At 49.6% G+C, this 1,130-nt stretch carries 1 protein-coding gene; it reads left to right on the forward strand.

The window, feature by feature from the left end:
* Positions 1-240: 240 nt before the first annotated feature.
* Positions 241-828 carry a hypothetical protein gene (locus QP994_RS11015; RefSeq protein WP_284866822.1) on the forward strand — a complete coding sequence of 196 codons (588 nt, stop codon included), beginning with the start codon at positions 241-243 and terminating at the stop codon, positions 826-828.
* Positions 829-1,130: the final 302 nt, after the last annotated feature.

The following is a 1,130-nucleotide window of genomic DNA, read 5'->3' on the forward strand; positions in this document are numbered from 1 at the left end:
GGTGTGTTGATCGCGGATGTTGAATCTGCTGGTATCAGCATCGACTAACCCCACTCACCGCATGCTTGGTTCGGACTGAGTATGTGCACAAAAGCAGGATGATCACTCATGGCCCTAGTAATACTGAACTGGCCCCCGAAAGTTGGATTGGTTTAATTCTAGGCGGCTGAAACTACCGTGCGGTTATCGGATTCGAAGTCGTTGTGGCTGTTTCCTTCCAAGTCATAGAAAGGTTGTTTTATGAGTGATACTGCAACACGGGTTGCTGAGTTGGTGGGGTTGCATACCCCAGTGCCTGATAGGTACGAGACAATGTCGGATGAGCTTTTAGAGCACTATGTGTACGGGCTTGAGAAGGTGCTCTTACGCGATGATCTGATCCCTACCGCTAAAGACTCGCTTGTCTGTGCGATTAATGAGTTTCTTAAGGCTAAGCATTATTATTTGTTTGATCAGTTGGAGCGGTGTTACTACTTGGAGCCACATGCTGGTGTGAGGACACAGTTGTTCTTTTCTTTGTCAAGGCTTGCTGGTAGTAAGGAGAAGTATCTTGATCGGATGTTGGAGATGTATCTGACTGATCATCGCAGTATTGGTACAACCAGTGAAATGGTCAAGGAGTATTTCCAGACGCTTTTTATTAAGAAGGGGCGGCAGCGTCACTGGGATGTGGTTGCTGAAACCGCTGATACTGATCGTGATGTTGAGTTCATTGCGTTTATTGCCGGGAAATTTCAGCGGCAGTTGGAGCGTCATCAGGTCAATGCGTGGATGCCTGTTCTTGATGAGGCTAAACGGGTCACCCGACCTAATCTTCCCGCCGATTAACAATAAGACGACCACATGTTGAGCATCGCGAGCGAGCTACGTCGGGCGACGAAAGTTCATGGAGGGCTTCCCCTTCCATGCGAAGATCTTGGCTGCGTCGACGGATCACACAACCTGTATCAACCTCTCTAGTCAGTACATCTACCGGTTCTGGGGCTGTTGGGAAGGGAGGAACTGCTCCTTGAGGCGGTCCAGCTCTGCCTTCACCGGCGGGATCTGTGTGATCAACTGTTGCGCGCGTGCATTTAGTAACACCGTGGTGACTATCGGGTAACGCGATGGTGAGTATCGAGTAACACTGC

This window comes from Corynebacterium sp. MSK044, from assembly GCF_030232825.1.
Lineage (GTDB): Bacteria > Actinomycetota > Actinomycetes > Mycobacteriales > Mycobacteriaceae > Corynebacterium.